A 25,619-nucleotide genomic window follows, 5' to 3' on the forward strand; every position below is an offset into this window, starting at 1 on the left:
AATCCCGGTATTGTCCGCTTCACGCCAGAGATAGCACTTCACTGGCACACGTATTAAATAGCCGTCGCCCTCTGCGACCGTGATTTTCGATAAGGACACTGCATGAAAAAGGTTCTGTTGTTTACCGCACTGGCGGCTGCTCTGACTGCTTCCCTGGCCAACGCTGGCGAGAAACTGGTGGTCGCGGCGACCCCGGTGCCGCACGCCGAAATCCTCGAGCTGATCAAGCCGACCCTGGCCAAAGAAGGCGTGGATCTGGAAATCAAAGTCTTCACCGACTACGTGCAGCCGAACGTGCAAGTGGGCGAAAAGCGCCTGGACGCCAACTACTTCCAGACCAAGCCGTACCTGGACAGCTTCAACGCTGGCAAATACAAGGATGACAAGTCCAAGTACCTGGTCACCGTGCAAGGCGTGCACGTTGAACCGTTCGGTGGCTACTCGAGCAAGTACAAGACCCTGGCTGAACTGCCTGACGGCGCGACCATCGCGATCCCTAACGAAGGCAGCAACAGCGGTCGCGCCCTGATCCTGCTGCAAAAGGCTGGCCTGATCGAGCTGAAAGATCCGAAAAACGCCCTGGCGACCCCGAAAGACATCGCCAAGAACCCGCACAACTTCAAGTTCAAGGAACTGGAATCGGCCCTGCTGCCACGTGTGCTGAAGGAAGTTGATCTGGACATGATCAACACCAACTACGCGCTGGAAGCCAAGCTGAATCCGACCAAGGATGCGTTGGTGATCGAAGGCGCCGATTCGCCTTACGTGAACTTCCTGGTGGCCCGTGAGGACAACAAGAACAGCGACGCCATCAAGAAACTGGCCGCTGCCCTGACCAGCCCGGAAGTCAAAGCGTTCATCGAGAAGAAGTACAACGGCGCGGTATTGCCGGCGTTCTGATCTGACGCTTGAGTGAACCCCTTCAAGGTGTGAAAACGCCGATGGCTAGCGATAGTCATCGGCGTTTTTGTGTGTGCGTTGAAAAGCCCCTCACCCTAACCCTCTCCCGGAGGGAGAGGGGACTGATTGGGGGATGCAGTAGAGGTACGCCGACGTGAAAGATCTCAGCCGAATCCATAATAGACTCGATTTTTCAGGTCGATGTTTGACGCAAGATACCTCGGTAGGCTCCCTCTCCTAGAGGTACGCCGACGTGAAAGATCTCAGCTGAAGCCATAATCGACTCGATTTTTCAGGTCGATGTTTGACGCGAGACGACTCGGTCAGCCCCCTCTCCCTCTGGGAGAGGGTTGGGGTGAGGGTGCTCTTGATCTCAGGCCACTTGGGCCTTCAACGCCCGCCTCAACGCCACGAGCAATTTCACAATGTCCTGCGGATCCAGTCGCTGCGGCACTTTTACGTCCATGTTGTCTTCCTTGTAAGGGTTTGGCCGGGGGAGTCTGGCCAAAAGCTGTTCGTCCTTGGAGGGCTTTCGTGCAAAAAAGATCCTTCCTACAGCGCAAAGGAAAATAGCCTTCTTATTCCTTCCCGGCAAACCCACAAGATAGTTTTTTGGGTGATATCAATATGCTTTAACGGTATTTAAATTCTCTTTTTTATACCTATAAAGTCACCTCCTGCCGGACAGCCACCCGCTGCCCATGGACTGCACTACCGTCGCTTATCAAGCGGCGTCCAGGACGTTTCATGACTCTCGATTACGCATTCATCCTCAGCACGCTGCCGGCGTTTCTCAAAGCCGTGGGCGTGACGCTGCAGGTCGGTTTCATCGCCATTGGCACCTCGCTGCTGGTGGCGTTGCTCAATGCGACGATTCTGGTGTTCCGCACGCCTTACCTGCAGCGCGCCGTCGGCCTGTACGTGGAACTGGCGCGCAACACGCCGCTGCTGATTCAGCTGTTCTTCGTCTACTTCGCCTTGCCGGCCATCGGCATCAAGGTGTCCGGTTTCACTGCCGCGATCATCACCATGACGTTTCTCGGTGGCGCCTACCTCACCGAAGTGCTGCGTGCCGGCGTCGATGCCGTACCGCAGGCGCAGCTGGAATCGGGGCGCTCCATCGGCCTGTCCCACGGCCAGTTGCTGCGCTACGTGATCCTGCCGCAAGCGGGGATCCTCAGCCTGCCGTCGCTGTTCGCCAATTTCATTTTCCTGCTCAAGGAAACCACCGTGGTCTCGGCGGTGGCCGTGCCGGAAATCCTCTACACCACCAAGAGCTACATCGCGCTCTACTACAAAACCTACGAAATGCTCGCCGTGTTGACGCTGATTTGCGTGCTGCTGTTCTTGCCGCTGTCGCTGCTGCTCAGCCGTCTGGAAAGGAGGCTCCAGCATGGCCAGTTCGGGTCTTGAACTGCTCTGGGTGTCGTTGCCACAACTGGCAAAAGGCGCCGGGCAAACCTTGTCGATCTCGTTCCTGAGCATTGCCATCAGCACCGTCGGCGGTGTGCTCTACGGCGTGTTGCGCACGCTCAACGTGACTTGGCTGAACGCAATCCTGCGAGTGTATCTGGAGCTGTTCCGGGCGATCCCGGTGCTGGTCTGGTTGTACCTGCTGTTTTTCGGCCTGCCGATTTTCTTCGGCCTGAGCCTGCCGAGCTTCTGGTGTGCGGTGCTGGTGCTGTCGCTGTGGGGCGCCAGCGAGGTTGGCGAAGTGGCGCGCGGTGCGTTGCATTCGTTACCGCGCGGGCAGCGTGAAGCAGGGCTGTCGATCGGCCTGAACGCTGCGCAGCTCTACGGCTACGTGCTGTTGCCGCAAGCGCTGAAACGCATGACGCCGCCGACCATCAACGTCTACACGCGGATCATCAAGACCAGTTCGCTGGCGGTGCTGATCGGCGTGGTCGACGTCATCAAGGTCGGCCAGCAGATCATCGAGCGCACCTACGAATCGGTGTTGATCTACGGCGCGCTGTTCCTGTTTTTCTTTTTCATCTGCTACCCGCTGTCGGCCGCCTCGCGCGTGCTGGAGCGGCGCTGGACGCAAGCATGAGCGCATTGATCGAGTTTCACGGCTTCAACAAATTCTACGGCGAGCAGCAGGTGCTCAACGGCATCGACCTGCAAGTGCGCAGCGGCGAAGTGATCGTCATTCTCGGCCCCAGCGGCTGCGGCAAAAGCACCTTGCTGCGTTGCCTCAATGGTCTGGAACAGGCCCACAGCGGCAGCCTGAAATTTGTCGGCCGCGAGCTGCTGGACAAGGCCACTGACTGGCGTGAAATCCGTCAGCAGATCGGCATGGTGTTCCAGAGTTATCACCTGTTCCCGCACATGAGCGTGCTCGACAATTTGCTGCTCGGCCCGCTCAAGGTGCAGAAACGTCAGCGCCGCGAAGCGCAGCAGCAGGCCGAAGCCCTGCTCGAACGGGTGGGCCTGGCGGACAAGCGCGATGCGTTTCCACGCCAGCTCTCCGGCGGCCAGCAGCAACGCATCGCCATCGTCCGTTCATTGTGCATGAACCCGCGGGTCATGCTCTTCGATGAAGTCACCGCGGCCCTCGACCCGGAAATGGTCAAGGAAGTGCTGCAAGTGATTCAGGGCCTGGCCCGCGAGGGCATGACCCTGCTGATCGTCACCCACGAAATGGCCTTCGCCCGCGCGGTGGCCGACCGCATCGTGTTCATGGATGCCGGGCGCATCCTTGAACAGAACCCGCCCGAGATTTTCTTTACGAACCCGCAAACCGCACGCGCGCAGCAGTTTCTGGAGAAGTTCTCCTTCGTTGCAACACTGCCAAAAACGAATCCGACAAAGGAACTGGAACCGTTATGAAAACTGCCGCTTTTTTACTGCCCCTGCTGAGCCTCGCCTTACTTGCCGGTTGCAGCAAAACCGAAGAACCGTCGAAGCCGAAAGTCGCCAGCGAAAGCACCGCGCCGGCCGGTTATCTGGACAAGATCAAGGCCCGCGACAAACTGATCGTCGGCGTCTTCACCGACAAGCCACCGTTCGGTTTTGTCGATGAGGCCGGACGCTACGTCGGCTTCGACACCGACATCGGTCGGCGTTTCGCCAAGGATCTGCTCGGTGACGAGAACAAGGTCGAGTTCGTTGCCGTGGAGCCGGCGAGCCGCATTCCGTTCCTGCAAAGCGACAAGGTCGACCTGATCCTCGCCAACATGACCGTGACCCCGGAGCGCAAGGACGCGGTGGAATTCACTAACCCGAACCTCAAGGTCGCGGTGCAGGCGCTGGTGCCGCAAAGCAGTTCGGTGAAAAGCCTCGATGACCTGGCCACCCGCACCACCATCGTGACCACCGGCACCACGGCGGACATCTGGCTGACCAAAAATCATCCGGACTGGAAACTGCTCAAGTTCGAGAAAAACACCGAGTCGCTGCAAGCCCTGGCCAATGGCCGTGGCGATGCGTATGCGCAGGACAATCTGGTGCTGTTCAGCTGGGCCAAGCAGAACCCGGGCTACCGCGTGCTGGACGAAAAACTCGGTGCAGAAGCACCGATTGCGCCGGCGGTGAAGAAGGGCAATATCGAGCTGCGTGACTGGGTGAATAGCGAGCTGACCAAGCTGGGCGAGGAGAAGTATCTGCTCAAACTGTACGACCAATATGTGCGTAAGGAACTGAGCGATGACACCAAGCCTGAGAGCGTGATTGTCGAGGGTGGCAAGTGGCAGGGGTGATTGTCTGTTGAATCGGTGGTGAGGCCCGCCCCTCACCCCAGCCCTCTCCCGAGGGAGAGGGAGCCGACCGGGTCGATTATGGATTCACAGAAGCATTTTCAGGTCGGCGCAATTCACCAGCATCCCCCAATCAGTCCCCTCTCCCTCCGGGAGAGGGTTAGGGTGAGGGGCTTTTAATCCGGCCAGTTCCACGCCGGTTCATCCAGCACTCGCTGCCCGACAATCCCGGTCTGCCCCAGGGTTTTCTCCAGCACAATGCAATTGCACTCCGGGTCTTCCTGCAGCGCCGAAATCAACCGTCGCGCATGGGACACGACCCACACCTGACACTGCTGCGATGCACGGATGATCAATCGCGCCAGCGCCGGCAACAGGTCCGGATGCAGGCTGGTTTCCGGTTCGTTCAGCACCATCAACGACGGTGGTCGTGGCGTCAGCAACGCGGCGATCAGCAGCAGATAACGCAATGTTCCGTCCGACAGCTCTGCCGCCGACAGTGGCCGCAGCAAGCCTTCCTGATAAAACTCGATGGCAAAACGTCCACCGCCGACGGGGGTAACATTCAGGCGGGCGCCGGGGAACGCATCGCTGATTGCTGCGTGCAATGCTTCCGGATCGCCGATTTCGATGATGGTCTGCAAGGCTGCCGCCAGGTCACGGCCATCGTGATGCAGCACTGGCGTGCGGGTGCCCAGTTGCGGTTGGCGCACCGGGGCGTCGGCATCGCTGCGAAAGTGATCGTAGAAGCGCCAGCGGCGGATGAACTCGCGCATCTGGAACACTTCTGGCGAGCTACGCAGGCTGCCGACCTGATCAAACAGGCTGTCGAAGTTCGGCGTGTGCTGCGCCAGCACGTCCCAGCCTCGACCCTCGCGAGCGCGGATCATCGGACCATTGCGGTCCACCAGCAGACTGGCGGGGCGATACAGTGGTCCGGCCCAGATGCATTCGCGCTTGATCTCTGGGTCGAGGGAAAAGAACGAGCGGGTCGGGGCGGGCAGACCCAAGGCGATCGAATAACTGAACTCCTCCCCGGCAAATCCCATGCGCAGGCGCATCGGCGACTGGCGCACGCTGCCCTCGATCGCCACATCGCCGTTGTGCATGCGCCGGGTGAGGGTTTCCGGTCCGGCCCAGAACGTCGACTCCAGCCCGCCTTCACGCGCCAGCGCATTGACCACGCCGCCCTGAGCGGTCTCCGCCAGCAGGCGCAGCGCGCGGTACAGGTTGGACTTGCCACTGCCGTTGGGGCCGGTGATCAGGTTCAGCCGGCCCAGCGGAATCACCAATTTATTGATCGAGCGGTAATTGGCCACCGCCAGGGTTTTGAGCATGGGCGTTTCCTTTGCCGGAACCGTTAGTGTGCCGTGCCTGCAGCCCTGTGGCGAGGGAGCTTGAGCCCGCCGGGCTGCGAAGCTGCCCCATCTCCCGATTCGAGCGGTTTTGTGACTGTTGCGCAGTCGAGCGGGAGCCAGCCCCTTCGCCGCAAAAATCATTTTGAAAATGCGTTGTTCCCGCGAGCGAACGTTGAACCCTGTTCTAAGCTCACAGTCGTATCGTCACTTGCACGTTCGTACACAGGAAGGAGTCTGCATGGCGAGTCCCGGATTGAAAACAGTTGTCGTGCTGAGCCTGCTTACGTTGCTGACCGCTTGCGGCAAAAAAGAAGCCCCGGCGCAGTACCTGCCGCGGGTCTTTGTGCAAGAAGTGAAACCCGCTGACTACGCGCCAGCCGTGACCCTCACCGGCGACGTTCAGGCCCGGGTGCAGACCGAGCTGTCGTTCCGGGTCGGCGGCAAGATCATCCAGCGCATGGTGGATGTGGGCGACCGGGTCAGCGCCAAACAGGTGTTGGCCAAACTCGATCCCAAGGACCTGCAGACCAACGTCGATTCCGCGCAAGCCCAGGTCATCGCCGAGCAGGCGCGGGTCAAGCAGAGCGCGGCGGCGTTCGTGCGCCAGCAAAAACTTCTGCCCAAGGGTTACACCAGCCAGAGCGAATACGATTCCGCCCAGGCGGCGTTGCGCAGCAGCCAGAGCGCATTGAGCGCGGCGCAGGCGCAATTGGCCAACGCCAGGGATCAGTTGAGTTATACCGCGCTGATCGCCGATGCACCGGGAGTGATCACCGAACGTCAGGCTGAAGTCGGGCAAGTGGTGCAGGCCACCGCGCCGATTTTCTCGCTGGCCCGCGACGGCGCCCGCGATGCGGTATTCAATGTCTACGAATCGCTGCTGGCCGAGCGCCCGGCGGACCGTTCGATTGTCGTCAGCCTGCTCGACAACCCCGCGATCAAGACCACCGGCACGGTGCGTGAAATCACCCCGGCGGTGTCGGCGCAGTCCGGCACGGTGCAAGTCAAAGTCACCCTCGACAGCCTGCCACAGGGCATGCAACTGGGCTCGGTGGTCAGCGCCACCGCCAAGGGCAGCGGCAAGTCGGCGGTGGAATTGCCGTGGTCGGCGCTGACCAAAAACATCAGCGATCCGGCGGTGTGGATGGTCGACGAAAAAGGTGAGGCGCAGTTGCACAGCGTGACGGTTGGCCGCTACCTGATCGGCAAGGTTGTCATCAGCGATGGCCTCAAGGGTGGGGAAAAAGTCATTGTCGCCGGTGGCCAGTTGTTGCATCCGGGGATGAAAGTCGAGATTGCCGAAAACACCTACAAAAGTCTGCAGCCGGGAGCACAGCCATGAAGCGACTGGGGCTGTTATCCATCGGCGTATTGCTGGCGGCCTGTTCGAAACACGAGCCGCCACCGGAGCCGGTGCGGCCGGTGCTGTCGATCAAGGTGCAGGCGCTGAACGAGGAAACCCTCGGCCGTTTCGCCGGCAGCATTCAGGCGCGTTACGAAAGCAACACTGGCTTTCGCGTGGGCGGACGTATCGCCAGCCGTAACGTCGATGTCGGTGCCGAGGTGCAAAAGGGCACGCTGCTCGCCACTCTCGACCCGTCCGATCAGCAGAACCAGTTGCGTTCGGCCCAGGGCGATCTGGCCAAGGTCCAGGCACAACTGATCAACGCCCAGGCCAACGCCCGCCGGCAGCAGGCGCTGTTTGATCGCGGCGTGGGCGCGCAGGCGCAGCTGGACATTGCCACCACCGACCTGAAAACCACCCAGGCCTCACTGGATCAGGCGCGCGCGGCGGTCAATCAAAGCAAGGATCAGCTCGGCTACACCGAACTGCGTTCAGACCACAAAGCGGTGGTCACCGCGTGGAACGCCGAGGCCGGGCAGGTGGTGACGGCGGGGCAGCAAGTGGTGACCCTGGCGCAACCGGATATCAAGGAAGCGGTGATCGACCTGCCGGACACCCTGGTCGATGAGATCCCTTCCGATGTGGTGTTTCTGGTGGCCGGGCAACTCGACCCGAGCATCAACACCACGGCGACCCTGCGCGAGATCGAGCCGCAGGCACAAAGCGCCACCCGCACCCGTCGCGCACGGCTGACCCTGGCCGACACCCCGGACGGTTTCCGTCTCGGCACGGCGATCAGCGTGACCCTCAGTTCGGCGATCAAACCGCGCATCGAATTGCCCGCCACCGCGTTGCAGGAAGTCGATGGCAAATCCCGTATCTGGGTCATCGACACCCAAAGCAAAACCGTCAGCCCGCGCGACGTCAGCGTGATCAGCCGCACCGACGGCAGCGTGGTGCTCGCGGGCGGCGTGAAGAACGGTGAGCGCGTGGTCAGTGCCGGCGTCAACAGTCTCAAACCCGGACAATCCGTGAAACTTGACGAGGACAGTCAATGAAAGGCTCTTTCAACCTCTCCGAATGGGCCCTCAAGCATCAGTCTTTCGTCTGGTATCTGATGTTCGTCGCGTTGTTGATGGGGGTGTTCTCGTACTTCAATCTGGGGCGCGAGGAAGACCCGTCGTTCACCATCAAGACCATGGTAATCCAGACCAAATGGCCGGGTGCGACCCAGGAGGAAACCCTCAAGCAGGTCACCGACCGCATCGAGAAAAAACTCGAAGAACTCGACTCCCTCGACTACGTGAAAAGCTACACGCGCCCCGGCGAATCGACGGTGTACGTGTACCTGCGCGACACCACCAGCGCCAAGGACATCCCGGAAATCTGGTACCAGGTGCGCAAGAAAATTGATGACATTCGCGGGCAGTTTCCCAAGGGCATTCAAGGGCCGGGGTTCAACGACGAATTCGGTGATGTGTTCGGTTCGGTGTATGCCTTCACCGCCGACGGCCTGACCATGCGCCAGTTACGCGACTACGTGGAACAGGCGCGAGCCGAGATCCGCAATGTGCCGGGGCTGGGCAAGATCGAAATGATCGGCCAGCAGGACGAAGTGATTTACCTGAATTTCTCCACCCGCAAACTCGCAGCGTTAGGCATCGATCAGCGTCAGGTGGTGCAGAGCCTGCAATCGCAGAACGCGGTGACCCCGGCCGGTGTCATCGAGGCCGGGCCGGAGCGCATATCCGTGCGCACCTCGGGGCAGTTCGCTTCGGAGAAAGATCTGGCCGAGGTCAATCTCAAGCTCAACGACCGTTTCTATCGCCTGGCCGACATCGCCGACATCAGCCGGGGTTACGTCGATCCGGCCACGCCTGAATTTCGCTTTGACGGCAAACCGGCGATCGGTCTGGCGATTGCCATGCAGAAGGGCGGCAACGTTCAGGCGTTCGGCAAGGCCCTGCACCAGCGCATCGACGAGCTGACGGCCGATCTGCCGGTCGGCGTCGGCGTGCACACCGTGTCCGATCAGGCGGTGGTGGTGGAAGAGGCCGTCGGTGGCTTCACCAGCGCGCTGTTCGAGGCGGTGATCATCGTACTGGTGGTGAGCTTCATCAGCCTCGGCGTGCGCGCCGGCTTGGTGGTGGCCTGTTCGATCCCGCTGGTGCTGGCAATGGTGTTTGTGTTCATGGAATACAGCGGCATCACCATGCAGCGGATTTCCCTCGGCGCGTTGATCATTGCCCTCGGCCTGTTGGTGGACGATGCGATGATCACGGTGGAAATGATGGTCACGCGCCTGGAAATGGGCGAAAGCAAGGAGCAGGCGGCCACGTTCGCCTACACCTCCACGGCGTTTCCGATGCTCACCGGTACGCTGGTGACGGTGGCCGGTTTCGTGCCCATCGGCCTCAACGCCAGTTCTGCGGGTGAGTACACCTTCACCCTGTTCGCCGTGATTGCCGTGGCGATGATCGTGTCGTGGGTGGTGGCGGTGTTCTTTGCCCCGGTGATCGGTGTGCACATTCTCAGCACCAATGTGAAACCCCATGAAGCCGAGCCGGGTCGCGTCGGTCGGGCCTTCAATGGCGGTTTGCTCTGGTGCATGCGCAATCGCTGGTGGGCGATCGGCATCACCGTGCTGCTGTTTGTGCTGGCCGTGTTCTGCATGCGCTTCGTGCAGAACCAGTTTTTCCCGTCCTCGGATCGCCCGGAAATTCTGGTCGACTTGAACTTGCCACAAAACGCCTCCATCGACGAAACCCGCAAGGCCGTCGACAAACTCGAAGCCACGCTCAAGGGCGACCCGGACATCGTGCGCTGGAGCACCTACATCGGTCAGGGTGCAATCCGTTTCTACCTGCCGCTCGACCAGCAATTGCAGAACCCGTACTACGCGCAACTGGTCATCGTCAGCAAAGACTTCGAGGCCCGCGAAGCGCTGAGTCAGCGCCTGCGCGAACGCCTGCACAAGGATTTCGTCGGCATCGGCAGTTACGTGCAGGCGCTGGAAATGGGCCCGCCGGTGGGGCGGCCGATCCAGTACCGGATCAGCGGCAAGGACATTGATCAGGTGCGCAGGCACGCCATCGACCTGGCCACCGAACTGGACAAGAACCCGCACATCGGCGAGATCATTTACGACTGGAACGAGCCGGGCAAAGTCCTGCGCATCGACATCGCCCAGGACAAGGCACGCCAGCTCGGGCTGTCGTCCGAAGACGTGGCGAACCTGATGAACAGCATTGTCAGTGGCGCGCCGCTGACTCAAGTCAACGATGATATTTACTTGATCAACGTGGTCGGCCGTGCGGTGAGCTCGGAACGCGGCACGCCGGAAACCCTGCAGAATTTGCAGATCGTCACACCGAACGGCACGTCGATTCCGCTACTCGCGTTCGCCACTGTGCGTTATGAGCTGGAACAGCCGCTGGTATGGCGCCGCGACCGCTTGCCGACCATCACCATCAAGGCATCGGTGCGCGACGAGATCCAGCCGACCGACCTGGTGAAACTCCTCAAGCCGTCGATTGATGCCTTCGCGGAAAAACTGCCGGTCGGTTACAAAGTCGCCACCGGCGGTACGGTCGAGGAGAGCGGCAAGGCTCAGGGGCCGATTGCCAAGGTGCTGCCATTGATGCTGTTCCTGATGGCGACCTTCCTGATGATTCAGTTGCACAGCGTGCAGAAGATGTTCCTGGTGGCGAGTGTCGCGCCGCTGGGGCTGATCGGCGTGGTGCTGGCGCTGGTGCCGACGGGCACGCCGATGGGCTTCGTGGCGATCCTGGGGATTCTGGCGCTGATCGGCATCATCATCCGTAACTCGGTGATCCTGGTAACGCAGATCGACGAGTTTGAGCGAAACGGCTCTGCGCCGTGGGATGCGGTGGTGGAAGCGACCGAGCACCGGCGCCGGCCGATCCTGCTGACTGCAGCGGCGGCGAGCATGGGCATGATCCCGATTGCCCGGGAAGTGTTCTGGGGGCCGATGGCGTACGCGATGATCGGCGGGATTGTGGTGGCGACGCTGCTGACGCTGCTGTTCCTGCCGGCGCTGTATGTGGCCTGGTACAAGATCCGCGAACCGAAGAAGGATTGAGTCAACAGCGACCCTCACCCTGACCCTCTCCCAAAGGGAGAGGGTCAGGGTGAGGGGGGGGCTGACTCAACTCAAGCCTTACGCCAAACGCTTGCTAACCAAGGCTGCTGCTCACGCGGTAATCCCGCCGGGCGGTAGTAATGCTCAAGCTCGACAAACCCCGCCGCCGTCAGCAACCCTTGCCACGCCTCAAGATCGTGATACGAGCCATACCGCGGCCCGTTCCAGCCCTCCTGGTTGTCCCCGCGCGGATTGGAGCTGAACAACACGCCACCCGGTTTCAACGCGCCGTGCAATTGCTTCAATACCCGTGGCAACTCCTGCAACGGCACATGAAAAAGCACCGCATTGGCAAAGATCCCGTCGAAGCGTTCAGCCGGCAGATCGAGCTTCAGAAAGTCCTGCTGCAACACTTCACAGCCACTGTCCTCGCGGGCCATTCGCGCAAACTCTTGCGAACCATCCAGCCCGACGGCGATGTGACCCATGCGGGTGAACGTCTGCAAATCCCGTCCCGGGCCACAGCCAAAGTCCAGAACCGTGAACGGCGCCGTGCCTTGAATATGCCGCAGCAATGCATTGATGTTCTGGCTGACGTCGTGATCGCGGGTGCCTTCGCGGAAGTCTTCGGCCACCGAGTTGTAATGGCCGAGGGTGGTGGCGGTGATCTGTTCGAGATCGCTGGGGGTCTGCTTCATGGTCGGGATACGCGGGCAGTTGGGATTCGCCGAATATACGCCATGAAGCGGGGCGGCTGCGCAGCCCATCGCGAGCAGGCTCACTCCTGCATTTGAAATGCATTCCCCTGTAGGCGTGAGCCTGCTCGCGATAGCGTTTGTGAAGTCGCTGCATGAGCCCGGCCAGACTCAGCGCTTGTTCAACCCCCGCGCCAAGCGGTCTCCACCCAACTGAATCACCGCCACCAATGCCACCAGCAAGACAATCACCGTCAACATGATCTGGCTGTCAAAGCGCTGATAGCCGTAGCGATAGGCGATGTCCCCCAAGCCGCCGGCACCAATCGCCCCGGCCATGGCTGACGAGTTGATCATCGTTACCAGGGTAATGGTGAAACCGCCGACAATCCCCGGCAGCGCTTCGGGCAACAGCACATGCCAGACGATATGCCAGCGCCGGCATCCCATCGCCTGCGCCGCTTCGATCAAACCATGATCGACCTCGCGCAGACTCACCTCGGCAATCCGCGCAAAGAACGGCGTCGCAGCAATGGTCAGCGGCACCACGGCCGCCCACACACCGTAGGTGGTGCCGACGATCAGCCGGGTGAATGGAATCAGTGCGACCATCAGAATCAGAAACGGAATCGAGCGAAACAGGTTCACAAACGCCCCGAGTGCGCGATTCAACACCGGTGCTTCGTAAATCCCGCCCTTATCGCTGGTGACCAGAATCACCGCCATGGGAATCCCCACCAGCAGCGCGATCAGCGACGACACGCCGACCATCAGGAAGGTGTCGATAAAACCCTGCAGCAAGCGATCAAACCACATAACCCAGCACCTCCACCCGTTGCGCCCATTGCCCGGCACGTTCGCGCAATTGCTCGGCGCTCGCCGCGGAACTGCTGACGGCCAGCAGCAATTGCCCCAGCGCATGGCCCTGAATCCGCTCCACGCCGCCCTGCAACAACTTCACCCGGCCACCGAGCGCGGCGAACAACGCCGCCAGATCCGGCTCGTCGCGGGCAGCGCCGGTCAATTGCAGGCGCAGCACCACTGCCGCGTCACCAGAGGGTGGCGAGGCATACAGACGGCTTTGCAGTTCTTCCGGCAAGGCGTGTTGCAGCGGCGCGAGCAAGGTCTGGCTGACCTCGTGCTGCGGATTGCCGAACACTTCCCAGACCGGGCCTTGTTCGACGACGCGCCCGTGCTCCAGCACCACCACGCGGTCGCAGATTTCGCGGATCACTGCCATTTCGTGGGTGATCAATACGATGGTCAGGCCCAGGCGCTGGTTGATCTCGCGCAGCAGGCCGAGGATCGACTGGGTGGTCTCCGGATCGAGCGCGGAAGTGGCTTCGTCGCAGAGCAGAATATCCGGGTCATGCACCAACGCCCGGGCGATGCCGACACGCTGTTTCTGTCCGCCGGACAGCTGCGCCGGGTAGCTTTTGTGCTTAGCTTGCAGGCCGACCAGTTCAAGCAATTCGCGGACTTTCTGCTCGCGCTGTGCTTTTGGCACGCCAGCGACTTTCAGCGGCAGTTCGACGTTCTGCCAGACGGTCTTGGCCGACATCAGGTTGAAGTGCTGGAAGATCATGCCGATGCGTCGGCGCAGGTTGACCAGGCGATCCTCATCGAACTCGCCGATATCGACCTGGTCGATCAGTACCCGCCCCGACGTCGGCTGCTCCAGACGATTGATCGTGCGGATCAACGATGACTTGCCGGCGCCGCTGCGGCCGATGATGCCAAACACTTCACCGCGCTGAATCGCCAGATCAATGCCCTGCAGCGCAGCGACCGGGCCTTGCCGGCCGTCGTAGGTTTTACCCAGGCCGATGAAGCGTACGTGGGCGCGGTTCAGCTCGGGGTGCAGTTCGGTTCTTTCAGCATGTTTGGGCTCTGGAGTTTCCAGTCGCCGTTGGATCGCGGCCGTCATGCTCAGCTTTCCCAACCGGCCTGGTACAACTTGCCGTGAGCCTTATCCAGCGCGGCGCGCACGGCCGGCGAATGCTGGTAGATATCGACGAACTTAATCAGGCGCGGATCATCTTTGCTCTTCGGCTGGATCACGAACTGGATCACGTATTCCTTGTGGTCGAGGCCGTCGAACAGCAGCGCGGAACCGGCATCGAAGGTCTTCGCCAGACGGATGTAGGCAGGGTAGCCCTGGACCAGATCGGCGTCGTCATAGGCACGCACCAGTTGCACGGCTTCGACCTGGAGGATTTTGATTTTCTTCGGGTTGGCGACGATGTCGTCTTCGGTGGCCTTGTAGCCGACGCCCGGTTTCAGGCTGATCAAACCGGCCTTGGCCAGCAGTTGCAGGCCGCGCCCGCTGTTGATCGGGTCGTTGGCGATGGCGACGCTGGCGCCCTCGGGCAACTCGCCGAAGCTTTTGTATTTCTTCGAGTAGAGGCCAACGTTGTTGATGATCCCCGGGGCGAACGGCACCAGGTCAAAACCGGAAGCGGCCTTGGCGTTTTCGAGGAACGGGATGTGCTGGAAGTAGTTCACGTCGATGTCGCCCGCGGCGAGGCTGACGTTCGGCGCGATCCAGTCGGTGAACTCCACCAGCTCGACTTTCAGGCCTTGCCTGGAAGCCTCTTCGACGGCGGCTTCCAGCGGGATGGCGAAGGCGGCGGTGGTGCCGATTTTCAGTGGCGCGTCGGCAGCGAACACCGCCGAACTGAACAGGCCGAAGGCCAGGGCCAGTGCTTTGACTGGGTGGGTCAGGCGTTTCTTGGTCATGATGGTTTTCCAGTCAGTGCATTGATTATGTGGTGTTGGGTCGGGCCTCTTAGCGAGCAAGCTCGCTCCCACAGGGAAATGCATTCCAAATGTGGGAGCGAGCTTGCTCGCGAAGCTTTTAATGCCGGTACGCAGCAGCGGTGTGTTGCTCGGGGAGTTGCGCCTCGCCGTGAAACAGCTTCTCGCGCAAGCTGCCGCTGTCATACGCAGTCTTGTACGACCCGCGCCGTTGCAACTCCGGAATCACCAGTTCAATGAAATCGACATAGCTTTCCGGGGTGACGATGCGGGTCAGGTTGAAGCCGTCCAGACCGGTTTCGGCGATCCACGATTCCAGCTCGTCCGCCACTTGCTCAGGCGAGCCGACCACGGTGATGTAGCGGCCACCGAGGGCGTGCTGGTCGAGCAATTTGCGCCGGGTCCAGTCGTTGTTCTGCAGGTTCTTGGTCGCGGACTGGATGGCGTTGCTTTTCACGTACTGGATCGGTTCGTCGATTTCGTACTGGGAAAAGTCGATGCCGGTGGACGCTGAAAAGTGCGCCACGCCAGCCTCGGCACTGGCATAACTCAGGTACTCGGCGTGCTTGGCCCAAGCGGCTTCTTCGGTAGCGCCGACGATCACGTTGAGGCCCATGAACACCTTGATGTCCTCGGGATTGCGCCCGGCCTCGACCGCGCTGGCGCGGACCTTGTCGACTTGCACCTTGGTCGACGGCTTGTTCTGGCCGCTGATGAACACGCACTCGGCGTGACGCCCGGCGAACAGCAAGCCGCGATCGGAACTGCCGGCCTGGAACAGCACCGGTGTGCGCTGCGGCGATGGCTCGCAGAGGTGATAACCCTCGACCTGATAGAACTCGCCCTCGTGCTCGACCTTGTGCACTTTTTCCGGGTTGGCGTAGATCCGCTGCGCACGGTCATTGAGCACCGCGCCGTTTTCCCAACTGCCTTCCCAGAGTTTGTAGAGCACCTCCAGGTACTCGTCGGCCTGGTCGTAGCGCCGGTCATGCTCGATCTGCTCGCGCAGGCCCATGGCCTTGGCGGCGCTGTCGAGGTAACCGGTGACGATGTTCCAACCCACGCGACCACGGCTCAAATGATCGAGCGTCGACATGCGCCGGGCGAACAGGTACGGCGGTTCGTAGGTGAGGTTGGCGGTCAGGCCGAAACCGAGGTTTTTGGTGACAGCAGCCATGGCCGAGACCAGCAGCAGCGGATCGTTGACCGGTAGCTGGATCGACTCTTTGAGCGTGACGTCCACCGAGTTCTGATAGACGTCGTACACCCCGACGATGTCGGCGATGAACAACCCGTCGAACAGCCCGCGCTCCAGCAACTGCGCCAGTTCGGTCCAGTATTCAATGCTGTTGAACCGGGTCGAGGTGTCGCGCGGATGCGTCCACAAACCGTGGTTGATGTGGCCGATGCAGTTCATGTTGAACGCGTTGAGCAGGATCTTTTTCTTGCTCATCAGATAGTGCCCCGCAGCGGCGGCTTTTCATCGTTGAGGTAGTAATTACCCACTGCGTGATACTTCCAGCGCACCGGGTCGTGCAGGGTGTGCACCCGAGCGTTGCGCCAGTGGCGGTCGAGGCCGTGCTCGATCAGGGTGGCCTGACTGCCGGCCAGTTCGAACAGGGTGCTGCCGGCGGCCAGGGAGATCTCGGTGCTGATGGCGCGTGCTTCTGCAACGGCGATCGACGCCGCCGCGACAGTCTCGGCGGTGGTCTCGGCCTGCGCGATGTCGAGGAATTCGCCGGAGCGTTCGAGCAAGGCTTCGGTGGCGTGCAGGCGAATACTCAAGTGGCCGAAACTCTTGAGGGTCAGCGGGTCTTCGGTAGCCTTGTCGTTGCCGGAGTCGATCCACGGACGAGTTTTGCTGCGCACGAAGTGCAGCGCGTCTTCATACGCGGCACGGGCGATGCCGGTGTCGATGGCGGCGTGAAGGATCTGCGCCAGCGGGCCGACCGTGGTCGGACGCTCGAAGGCACTCTGGAACGGGATCACGTCTTCGGCGGCGACGTAGACGTCTTCGAACACCACCGAACCGCTGCCGGTGGTGCGCTGGCCGAAGCCGCTCCAGTCGTCGATCACGGTCAGGCCCTGGCTGTCACGCGGGACGAATGCCAGTTGCTGCACACCGTTTTCATCGACCACGGAAGTCGGAATACGCTGGGCGTAAATCGCCCCGGTCGAGTAGAACTTGCGGCCATTGATGCGATAGCCGTCACCGTCGCGCTTGAGGCTGGTGACGCGGTCGTGGGCGGTTTTGGTGCCCAGTTCCGCCAGTGCGTTACCGAAGCGTTGGCCGGCGAGCACTTCGGCGTACAGCCGTTGTTTCTGCGCGTGACTGCCGTTCACCCGCAGCACTTCGAGTGCGTAGAAATGATTCTGCGGAATCTGCCCGAGCGAGCCGTCAGCCTGAGCGATCAGGGCGATGACTTTGGCCAGGGTCACGTTGGATACGCCGGCGCCGCCGTATTCCTTGGGCACGCTGATGCCCCAGAGGCCGGAGCGGGAAAACACGTCGAGTTCCGGCAGCGGCAGACGCCGTTCACGGTCGCGCACGGCGCTGTCGCGTTTGAAATCTTCGGCCAGGTCGCTGGCGACGATCAGGGCTTGCTCATCGCTGGTGATGACCGCGACGGAGTGAGAATAAGTCATGTGTTTCTCCAGAGATCTGGTCAAAAGTGTGCGGTCGTTAAATCCAGGAGTGACGAGCCGGCAAAGTACCGTTCAGGCGATAGGCGCCGACCGCGTGATACTTCCAGCGCACCGGGTCATGCAGGGTGTGCACCCGGGCGTTGCGCCAGTGGCGGTCGAGGTTGAATTCGGCGAGGGTCGCGCGGCTGCCGGCCAGTTCGAAAAGTTTTTCGCTGGCCAGCAGCGAGATCTCGGTGGTCAGCACTTTGGCTTCGGCCACGGCAATCGAGGCGCGGGCGGCGGACTCGGCGGTCAGTGGCGCAGCGTGCACCTGATCGAGTACCTGCCCGGCCTTGCGCAGCAGCGCTTCGGCGGCGTGCAGTTCGATTTTCAGTTTGCCGATGTCGGCGATCACGTAGAGGTCATCGCTGGCGCGCTCGACCTTGGCGTCGATCCACGGCCGGGCACGGGTTTTGACAAACTCGATGGCGTCGTCGATGGCACCACGGGCGATGCCGGCGTCGATGGCCGCCTGAATGAGTTGCGAGACGGCGCCTTGAGTATTCGGGGTTTCGTTGATCTTCCAGTTGTCGACCACCAGGCTCGACTCGACACGCACGTTGTTCAGCAGGATCGTGCCGCTGGCGGTGGTGCGCTGACCAAAGCCCGACCAGTCATCAACGATGCGCAATCCCGGCGTGCCACGGCGGACGAAGGCCAGCACTTGCTTGCCGTCATCGTTGAGTGCCTTGACGGCGACCCAGTGCGCGAACAGCGCGCCAGTGGAATAGAACTTCTGGCCGTTGATCACGTAGTCATCGCCATCGGCGGTGATGCGCGCCTTCAATTCCAGGGTGTTTTTCGTACCGCGCTCAGGGCCAGCATTGCCGATGCGCCAGCCTTCCAGAACACTCTGGAACAGCTGCTTTTTCTGCGCCTCAGTGGCGCTGCCGAGCACCAGGTTGAGGATGCCGAACTGGTTCTGTGGAATCTGTCCCAGCGCCGGATCGGCGGCGGAAATGATCGCGAACACTTCGGCCAGGGTAACGAACGACACTTGCGGGCCACCGTACTCACGCGGGATGGCGATGCTGCCCAGGCCGCTGCGGGTGAACTGTTCGATTTCCGACCACGGCAGCTTGCGCTGGCGGTCGCGCCTGGCGGCCTGCACACGGGCGACTTGCGCCAGCTCATGGGCGGCCTTGATGGCTTGGGCGTCGTTGCGCAAGACCTGCGCGGGCAACAACAACGGGGCGATGTCCAGATCCGACTGGACGTTTGCGTCTGCCAGACTGGACATCAGTGCCGCTCCTTGGCTGCACGCAATGCCCTGGCGATCTGCACTGGGGTGATTGTGTTCCGGACCATACTACCTACCTCACATCTCATGAAAAACGCCGCAAAAGTGCGGCGAACGAAAGAATGTCCGGTGGTCCGGTTCATATACCCTAAGCGTGTATAAATATTAAATAAACTAACTTTTAGGAATATGCATAGAAGGGGTGATGGTCGGATTGGTTAACGGGTTTTCGAGGCTGAGCGATTCTGTGGCAGGGGAGCTTGCTCGCGCTGGGCTGCGAAGCGCCCCTGAAACCTGCACAGCTGTTCCCTTCAGCTAAACCGTCGTGTCGGTTTTGCGCCTGCTGCGCAGCCGAGCGGGAGCAAGCGCCCTCGCCACAAGGGCTGTGTGTTCAGTCTGTGCGCGATTCGGCGACCTTGAGTTCCGGGTTGAGAGGCACCTTGAGGTAAGGATTCACGCAGCCGATCTTTAACGTCCGTGGCGGCGCCCAGCGTGAGTTGTTGCCGACCCGGTCAAGGATGCAATACGTCACATCCAGCCGCAGATCCTCCCCGGCTTCAACGATCACCGCCGGCGGCACCCAGACCTGAATCGGCAGCCCGACATCCGCTGTGGTAATCGGTGCCAGATCCATGCGCACATCCCCCCAGCGCAAGGTGATGGCATCGTCCTCGGCCATGTTCAGGTAAGGCTCGATGGTGAGCGGCACACCGCGTTTGATCTGATTCGGGTTCACGCCCTGGCGGCGAATGGTGTCGGGGATCGTCACCGGTGCCAGTTGCTGGTTTTCGTCGCCGCACAGCGTCGAAGGCTCGCCGCCCGGGCAGTCGAGCTTGACCTGCACCCGGGTCGGCGCCGACAACGCCGGCCCCTGGCCGACCTGCATTACCCGGTAGTGAATGCGTGCGATGCCATTGGCAATGAAACTCTCCGGCACCCGCAGGCTGACCACGGCACCGACGTCTTCGCCGGTCAGCACCTTCGAGGCGACATAGCATTTGTTCCAGAACAACTCGATCAGATCGCCGCAATCCATGTCGGGGTAGGGCGACACATTGACCAGCAGGTGGGCCGCTGCGGCCAGATTGATGCCGGTTTTTTGCGCTGGCGCCAGAATCGGGGCTGCCAGTTCGGGGGTATGCGAAGTGCGGGTCATCGTTTTCTCTCCTTGAAATCCTGCAGCGAAGTCCGTTTCTGAAAGAACAAAAAAGCGTGAATCAACTGGCAATAAAGCGGTGCGCTTTTGTTCAGTTTGAATACGGGGTTATTTAACTAAGTGAGGCTGATTGGTGACTAGATAAGAACGTGCTGGAGGGGGTGTCAATAGAGTGAGTTAGTTAATTCGTGAATTACCGATTATTCAGAAATTTCCTACGCTGACGAATCCCTATGCCTAGGTTCGATAGTGAATAGGGCCACAGAACCAAGGAGTTTCTGCAGGTTTTGCCGCGGGTTTATTCGAACGTTGTCCTTCGGCGAAGGATGGCGTGAACGCGAACAATAATGTTTGCAGAACATATAAGCAGGCCGCGTATGGCAGGCGGGATTTATAAGATTTTTTGAAGTTGTCGAGGGCGGGGTAAAGTTAACTTCCATCCGTGGAAGTTTAAGAATCATGCGTTGAAAGTTATCAGGCGTGATTGAGGAACTTGCTGAGGAATTGTTGGGTGCGTTGTTCTTTCGGGTTGGCAAACAGCGCTTTGGCTTCACCCTGTTCGACGATCACACCCTTGTCGAAAAACACCACACGGTTGGCCACATCACGGGCGAAGCCCATTTCATGGGTGACAATCACCATGGTGCGTTTCTCCTCGGCAAGGCCGCGGATGGTCGCCAGTACTTCACCGACCAGTTCCGGATCGAGGGCCGAGGTCGGCTCGTCGAACAGGATCACTTCCGGCTCCATCGCCAGTGCCCGGGCAATTGCCACGCGCTGTTGCTGGCCGCCGGACAGACGACGCGGGTAAGCGTCTTCCTTACCGGAGAGACCGACCTTGGCCAGCAGCTTCATGCCCAGGGCAATGGCTTGCTCGCGCGGCATCTTCTTGACCACGATCGGCCCTTCGATGACGTTTTCCAGAGCGGTGCGATGGGGGAACAGGTTGAAGTTCTGGAACACGAAGCCCACGTGCTGGCGCAGGGTGCGCACCAGGCTTTGCTGCTGGCTCAGCGGGCGGCTGGTATCGACTTCGATAGCGCCGACCTTGATCCGGCCGCTGGTGGGTTCCTCAAGGAAGTTCAGGCAGCGCAGAAACGTGGTTTTCCCCGAACCGCTGGGGCCGATGATGGCCACGACTTCGCCTTCCTTGACCTCAAGATCGATGCCCTTGAGCACCTCTTGACCCTTGAACTGCTTTGTCAGTTTCTCTACGACAATCATGGGGTCAGGACTCCTGGTCGTGCCGATTGGCCCGCTCTTCCAGCTTGTTCTGCAGGTGCGACAGCACCGTGGCCAGAATCCAGTAGATCAGCGCGGCGGCAAGATACATGGTGAAGACTTCGAACGTCCGGGCGGTAATCAGCTGCGCCTGACGGAACAGCTCCGGCACCTGAATGGTGGCGGCCAGTGCCGTGTCCTTGACCAGTGAAATAAAGCTGTTGCCCAGCGGCGGCAAGGCCGTGCGCATCGCTTGCGGCAGGATGGCCCGGCGCAGGGTCTGCGCGCGGGTCATGCCGATGCTCGCAGCCGCTTCCCATTGGCCGCGTTCGATCGAACCGATCGCGGCGCGCAGGATTTCACAGGCGTAAGCGGCCATGTTCAGCGAGAAGCCGATCAGGGCCGCCGGCAGCGGATCCAGTTCCAGACCCATTTGCGGCAAGCCGTAATAGATCACGAACAATTGCACCAGCAACGGCGTGCCACGAAAGAACGACACGTAGATGCGGGCAATCCAGCTCACCAGTTTGAAGCGCGACAGGCGCATCAACGCCAGGCCAAAGCCCAGCAGCAAGCCGAAGAACATGCCGCCCAGGCTGAGGATGACTGTGTAATACGCGCCCTTGAGCAGGAAGGGCGCGGAATCCAGTGCGAGTTGGAAAGCTTCTTCCATTATTTCGTGACGTCAGCGTTGAAGTATTTCTCGGACAGTTTCTTCAGAGTGCCGTCGGCACGCAGATCGTCGAGGGCCTTGTTCACCGCTGCCAGCAGTTCCGGCTCGCCTTTGCGCAGGGCAATGCCGGACTCCTGACGGGAGAAGGCTTCACCTGCGGCGACGGTTTTCGGGGCTTTCTTGGCGTATTCCAGTGCGGCCAGACGGTCGATCAGGATGGCGTCGGTGCGACCGTTGTTCAGGTCGGCGAACTTGGTCGGATCATCGTCATAGGTGCGCACATCAGCGCCCGGCACGTTGGCGCGGACCCACTGTTCATAGTTGGTGCCCAGGCCGACGCCGACTTTTTTGCCTTTCAGGTCGGCGGCTGTCTTGATGTTCAGCGCAGCTTCCTTGTCCTTCAGGACCAATGCCTGAATCCCGGAAACGGTGTACGGCTCGGAGAAGTCATACTTCTTCTTGCGCTCGTCGGAGATGGTCACTTGGTTGACCACTACGTCCAGGCGCTTGGACTCCAGTGCGGCAAGGATGCCGTCCCACTTGGTCGGTTGAATCTTGGCTTTGACGCCCAGCTTCTGCGCCAGTGCCTCGGAGAGTTCGACTTCGAAACCGGAGAGCTTGCCGTTCTCGTCGACGAAGCTGAACGGTGGGTAAGTGCCTTCCAGGCCGACGTTGATAACGCCTTTATCCTTGATCTGCTGCAGCTGTTCACCGGCTGTTGCCTGGCTGATCAGGCCGGCGCTCAGTGCAAGGCCCAGCGAACCTACCAGCAGATTGCGACGTAGTGCGGAAAAATTCATGACAAGCCCCTGTGTTTTCTTATGGAAGACGCTTAAGGAAAGTTGGCGAATTCGTGATTCGAGCGACTGCGGTATCGTGCCCTAAAGCAGCTTATGCGTCTCTGGCGAAATTCGCCTGCGGCGAGACTATATGATGGTTTGTTTAGACTTGAAAATACTTAATCTATAAATTGTTATTCCTTAATCGAATATGGGTTTTGGGGCTTGGCGGCCTCTGGGCCGACCATGTTTTTGGGGTTTGGGTGTATATCCGTTTTTTTGGGGGGGCGGCTGGCGGTTTCGCCCTTACGGCGACTCACTTTTTTGACAAACGCCTCAAAAAAGTAAGCAAAAAAAGGCTTGCCCCAGCGTTCGGCCCGCTCGCTAAGGCTCGGGGTTCCTTCGCTCCGGGATCCATCCGGGGGCATCGCCTCCGGTTTGCTTCGCTGCACCTCCTCTCGATGTATGCGGCTTCGCCGCACGGCGCTGCGCGCCTGCCCCCCGGATGAATCCCTCCACTCAGCCTGCCGAAGGGGCCTGAAGATCAAGATCAAGAGCAGGCGAGCTGACACTCGGCCTATTGGGTGGTTCGGTCCTTGTGGGGGGCTTATTTCTTTCGGAGCTGCTGGGGGCTGCGATCTTTTTATCTTTCCGTTACAGAAAATCCTTATAGGCAAACAATGCCGGGGCGCCGCCGGTGTGCAGGAATATGATCGGGCCATCGTTGAAACGCTGGCGGCCGATGCCGTCCAGTAAACCGGCCATGGCTTTGCCGGTGTATACCGGGTCGAGCAGCAGGCCTTCCTGGCTTGCCAGCAGCTTCACCGCCGACAAGGTCCCGGCGTTTGGCTCGCCATAACGCGGGCCGAAGTATTCGTCCCACAACTCGACCTTGAAGTTCTCTGGCAATTTCACGCCTAACAGGTCCGCCGTGCGCTCGGCCAGCCCCTGCACTTTTGGGCGTTGATCTTCTTCGCTGCGCGAAACGGTCACGCCGATTACCGGCAGTTGCGGCAGGGCTTCGCTCAATGCCAGCGCCAGCCCGCTATGAGTTCCGGCGCTGCCCGAGGCCAGCACGACGGCGGCGAAATCGAGGCCGGTGTCCTTGATCTGTTCGGCCAGTTCCAGGCCGGCACGCACGTAGCCCAGCGCACCGAGGGCATTGGAGCCGCCGATTGGCACCAGATATGGTTTCTTGCCGTTGCTGCGCAGGCGCACCGCGAGGGCGGCCAGTTGTTCGTCGGCGTTGTCGAGGTTGTCGACCAGCTCGACCTTGGTGTCGAACAGATCCAGCAGCAGGCGATTGCCGTTACCCGTGTAGTTGCCGTCGTCGGTGCCCAGCGGATTTTCCAGCAGGGCCACGCAACCGAGGCCGAGTTTCGCCGCCAGCGCCGCAGTCTGGCGCACGTGGTTCGATTGCAGGGCGCCCGCGGTGATCAGCGTGTCGGCGCCTTGGGCGAGGGCATCGGCGGCGAGGTATTCGAGTTTGCGCAGCTTGTTGCCGCCCATGGCCAGCGGCGTCAAATCATCGCGCTTGATGTACACGTCACGCCCGAGCCAGGCGGACAGGCGTTCGAGTTTTTCCAGTGGGGTCGGTTGACCGAGCAGGTTGAGGCGGTTGAAGCGTTCCAGCTGGTGTTTGATCGGTTGTGTGGACATGGTTCCGTACTGGCGGAGGAAGATGGAAGGACTATAGGCACGCGGTTTTACCGGGGCAACCGTCAATCGCTTATAGCCAAACGTGCTTAGGCCAGCACTATCGGTTCTTAATTCGTCATCGTGGCCTTGCCGTAAAGTAGTCGCCGTTAACGCGGCCAGACCGTCCGGCCGCCCGTGAGGAGTCTTTACCGTGAGCGAGCGTTCCAGCCATTGGCAACTGCAGACCATCGTCAGCCAACTGCGCAGTGCGCGGGATCAGTGGCGTGCACAAAATGGCCGGGCCTCCGGCGAGCAGGGTGGTCGCGAGTTGCCGTCCCGCGCGGCGATGGCGGAGATTCTCGAGGCGCTGTGTGGCGCATTGTTCCCGATGCGCCTGGGGCCGGTGGATTTGCGTGAGGAGAGTGAAGACTTCTACGTCGGTCACACCCTCGACACGGCGCTGAATGCGCTGTTGGCGCAAGCCCGGCTGGAGTTGCGCTACGTCGCCCGGCACAGCGCGCAGGATGACCGCGACGTGGAGCAGCAGGCGATCCGCATTATTCAGGACTTCGCCCTGGCCTTGCCGGACCTGCGCGCGTTGCTCGACACCGACGTATTGGCGGCCTATCACGGCGACCCGGCGGCGCGCAGCGTCGATGAAGTGCTGCTGTGCTATCCGGGAATTCTGGCGGTGATCCACCATCGTCTGGCGCACCATTTGTATCGCGCCGGGCTGCCGCTGCTGGCGCGGATCAGCGCGGAAATCGCGCATTCAGCGACGGGTATCGACATTCACCCGGGCGCGCAGATTGGCCGCAGTTTTTTCATCGACCACGGCACGGGTGTGGTGATCGGCGAGACCGCGATCATTGGCGAACGCGTGCGGATCTATCAGGCGGTGACCCTGGGCGCCAAGCGCTTCCCGGCAGATGAAGACGGGCAGTTGCAGAAGGGCCATCCACGCCATCCGATTGTCGAGGACGACGTGGTGATTTACGCCGGGGCGACGATTCTCGGGCGGATCACCATTGGCAAGGGCTCGACCATCGGCGGCAACGTCTGGCTGACCCGCAGTGTGCCGGCGGGGTGCAATCTGACCCAGGCCAATCTGCAGCATGATGACGGGACGCAGAAGTAAGCTTCTGGAATTTGCTTCGCGGTTGCTGAGCTCTTCGCGAGCAAGCTCGCTCCCACCATGGAATGCAATTCGAATGTGGGAGCGAGCTTGCTCGCGAATGGTTTTCAGACCGAATCGGGATAATGGCATTCAGCCAATTCTCCAGTGAACGAATCCCCTCAAACCAGCGTCATACCTCTCCTTGAGCTAGCGTAGGAAAACTACCGCTTGGCCGTGCGATTAGTCCTTAGCGCC

General features: G+C 60.7%; 22 protein-coding genes. 9 read left to right on the forward strand and 13 right to left on the reverse strand.

Going from position 1 to position 25,619, the window contains the following annotated elements; translation table 11 throughout:
* Positions 1-102 precede the first annotated feature (102 nt).
* The 5 genes from HV782_RS02160 (at position 103) to HV782_RS02180 (ending at position 4,601) form a co-directional block, all read left to right on the forward strand.
* Positions 103-900 carry a MetQ/NlpA family ABC transporter substrate-binding protein gene (locus tag HV782_RS02160; RefSeq protein ID WP_123470494.1) on the forward strand — a complete coding sequence of 266 codons (798 nt, stop codon included), beginning with the start codon at positions 103-105 and terminating at the stop codon, positions 898-900.
* A 747-nt stretch (positions 901-1,647) separates the two neighbouring features.
* Entirely contained in the window at positions 1,648-2,313 is a 666-nt protein-coding gene (locus HV782_RS02165) for an amino acid ABC transporter permease (protein WP_123470496.1), read from the forward strand.
* Entirely contained in the window at positions 2,294-2,953 is a 660-nt protein-coding gene (locus HV782_RS02170) for an amino acid ABC transporter permease (RefSeq protein ID WP_047290785.1), read from the forward strand. The genes HV782_RS02165 and HV782_RS02170 overlap by 20 nt, the downstream gene beginning before the upstream one ends.
* Entirely contained in the window at positions 2,950-3,732 is a 783-nt protein-coding gene (locus HV782_RS02175; protein ID WP_123470498.1) for an amino acid ABC transporter ATP-binding protein, read from the forward strand. Before HV782_RS02170 ends, HV782_RS02175 begins: the two co-directional genes overlap by 4 nt.
* Complete coding sequence (locus HV782_RS02180) at positions 3,729-4,601, forward strand: transporter substrate-binding domain-containing protein (protein WP_186748056.1); 873 nt, start codon at positions 3,729-3,731, stop codon at positions 4,599-4,601. The genes HV782_RS02175 and HV782_RS02180 overlap by 4 nt, the downstream gene beginning before the upstream one ends.
* Positions 4,602-4,774: 173 nt before the next feature.
* On the opposite strand, the gene HV782_RS02185 is transcribed toward HV782_RS02180, so the two are convergent.
* Complete coding sequence (locus HV782_RS02185; protein WP_186748055.1) at positions 4,775-5,935, reverse strand: AAA family ATPase; 1,161 nt, start codon at positions 5,933-5,935, stop codon at positions 4,775-4,777.
* A gap of 259 nt (positions 5,936-6,194) precedes the next feature.
* Here HV782_RS02185 and HV782_RS02190 point away from each other — a divergent pair, with 259 nt between their 5' ends.
* The 3 genes from HV782_RS02190 to HV782_RS02200 are packed head-to-tail and all read left to right on the forward strand — an operon-like array spanning position 6,195 to position 11,403.
* Entirely contained in the window at positions 6,195-7,298 is a 1,104-nt protein-coding gene (locus HV782_RS02190; RefSeq protein ID WP_186748054.1) for an efflux RND transporter periplasmic adaptor subunit, read from the forward strand.
* The gene (locus tag HV782_RS02195; RefSeq protein WP_128616562.1) at positions 7,295-8,359 is read left to right on the forward strand and encodes an efflux RND transporter periplasmic adaptor subunit; all 1,065 of its coding nucleotides are present in this window, start codon (positions 7,295-7,297) and stop codon (positions 8,357-8,359) included. The genes HV782_RS02190 and HV782_RS02195 overlap by 4 nt, the downstream gene beginning before the upstream one ends.
* Positions 8,356-11,403: an efflux RND transporter permease subunit gene (locus tag HV782_RS02200; protein ID WP_186748053.1), complete on the forward strand. Its 3,048-nt coding sequence runs from the start codon at positions 8,356-8,358 to the stop codon at positions 11,401-11,403. The genes HV782_RS02195 and HV782_RS02200 overlap by 4 nt, the downstream gene beginning before the upstream one ends.
* Positions 11,404-11,474: 71 nt before the next feature.
* Here the strand turns inward: HV782_RS02200 and HV782_RS02205 are convergent, their stop codons facing one another.
* The 12 genes from HV782_RS02205 to HV782_RS02260 form a co-directional block, all read right to left on the reverse strand.
* A complete protein-coding gene (locus HV782_RS02205; protein ID WP_128616560.1) occupies positions 11,475-12,101 on the reverse strand; it encodes a class I SAM-dependent methyltransferase in 627 nt (208 codons plus the stop codon).
* A gap of 168 nt (positions 12,102-12,269) precedes the next feature.
* The gene (locus HV782_RS02210; protein ID WP_034151854.1) at positions 12,270-12,914 is read right to left on the reverse strand and encodes a methionine ABC transporter permease; all 645 of its coding nucleotides are present in this window, start codon (positions 12,912-12,914) and stop codon (positions 12,270-12,272) included.
* Positions 12,904-14,025, reverse strand: a complete 1,122-nt coding sequence (locus HV782_RS02215) for a methionine ABC transporter ATP-binding protein (RefSeq protein WP_186748052.1) — start codon at positions 14,023-14,025, stop codon at positions 12,904-12,906. Before HV782_RS02215 ends, HV782_RS02210 begins: the two co-directional genes overlap by 11 nt.
* A 2-nt stretch (positions 14,026-14,027) precedes the next feature.
* Positions 14,028-14,837, reverse strand: coding sequence for a MetQ/NlpA family ABC transporter substrate-binding protein (locus HV782_RS02220; protein WP_186748051.1), 810 nt, complete (start codon positions 14,835-14,837; stop codon positions 14,028-14,030).
* A 118-nt stretch (positions 14,838-14,955) separates the two neighbouring features.
* Entirely contained in the window at positions 14,956-16,308 is a 1,353-nt protein-coding gene (locus tag HV782_RS02225; protein WP_186748050.1) for an LLM class flavin-dependent oxidoreductase, read from the reverse strand.
* Positions 16,308-17,501, reverse strand: a complete 1,194-nt coding sequence (locus HV782_RS02230; protein WP_123470515.1) for an SfnB family sulfur acquisition oxidoreductase — start codon at positions 17,499-17,501, stop codon at positions 16,308-16,310. The genes HV782_RS02225 and HV782_RS02230 overlap by 1 nt, the downstream gene beginning before the upstream one ends.
* 37 nt (positions 17,502-17,538) lie before the next feature.
* Positions 17,539-18,780, reverse strand: coding sequence for an SfnB family sulfur acquisition oxidoreductase (locus HV782_RS02235; RefSeq protein WP_123470517.1), 1,242 nt, complete (start codon positions 18,778-18,780; stop codon positions 17,539-17,541).
* 391 nt (positions 18,781-19,171) lie between these two features.
* The gene (locus HV782_RS02240) at positions 19,172-19,936 is read right to left on the reverse strand and encodes a hypothetical protein (protein ID WP_128615941.1); all 765 of its coding nucleotides are present in this window, start codon (positions 19,934-19,936) and stop codon (positions 19,172-19,174) included.
* 474 nt (positions 19,937-20,410) lie between these two features.
* Entirely contained in the window at positions 20,411-21,160 is a 750-nt protein-coding gene (gene tcyN / locus HV782_RS02245; protein WP_123470521.1) for an L-cystine ABC transporter ATP-binding protein TcyN, read from the reverse strand.
* A 4-nt stretch (positions 21,161-21,164) separates the two neighbouring features.
* The gene (gene tcyL, locus HV782_RS02250; RefSeq protein ID WP_186748049.1) at positions 21,165-21,830 is read right to left on the reverse strand and encodes a cystine ABC transporter permease; all 666 of its coding nucleotides are present in this window, start codon (positions 21,828-21,830) and stop codon (positions 21,165-21,167) included.
* Positions 21,830-22,630: a cystine ABC transporter substrate-binding protein gene (tcyJ, locus tag HV782_RS02255; RefSeq protein WP_186748048.1), complete on the reverse strand. Its 801-nt coding sequence runs from the start codon at positions 22,628-22,630 to the stop codon at positions 21,830-21,832. Before tcyJ ends, tcyL begins: the two co-directional genes overlap by 1 nt.
* A gap of 633 nt (positions 22,631-23,263) precedes the next feature.
* Positions 23,264-24,268: a D-cysteine desulfhydrase gene (locus HV782_RS02260; protein WP_186748047.1), complete on the reverse strand. Its 1,005-nt coding sequence runs from the start codon at positions 24,266-24,268 to the stop codon at positions 23,264-23,266.
* A 190-nt stretch (positions 24,269-24,458) separates the two neighbouring features.
* On the opposite strand from HV782_RS02260, the gene epsC reads away from it, so the two are divergent.
* Positions 24,459-25,385 carry a serine O-acetyltransferase EpsC gene (gene epsC, locus HV782_RS02265; protein ID WP_123470529.1) on the forward strand — a complete coding sequence of 309 codons (927 nt, stop codon included), beginning with the start codon at positions 24,459-24,461 and terminating at the stop codon, positions 25,383-25,385.
* Positions 25,386-25,619 lie beyond the last annotated feature (234 nt).

The sequence above is a fragment of the Pseudomonas monsensis genome, assembly GCF_014268495.2.
Classification (GTDB): domain Bacteria; phylum Pseudomonadota; class Gammaproteobacteria; order Pseudomonadales; family Pseudomonadaceae; genus Aquipseudomonas; species Aquipseudomonas monsensis.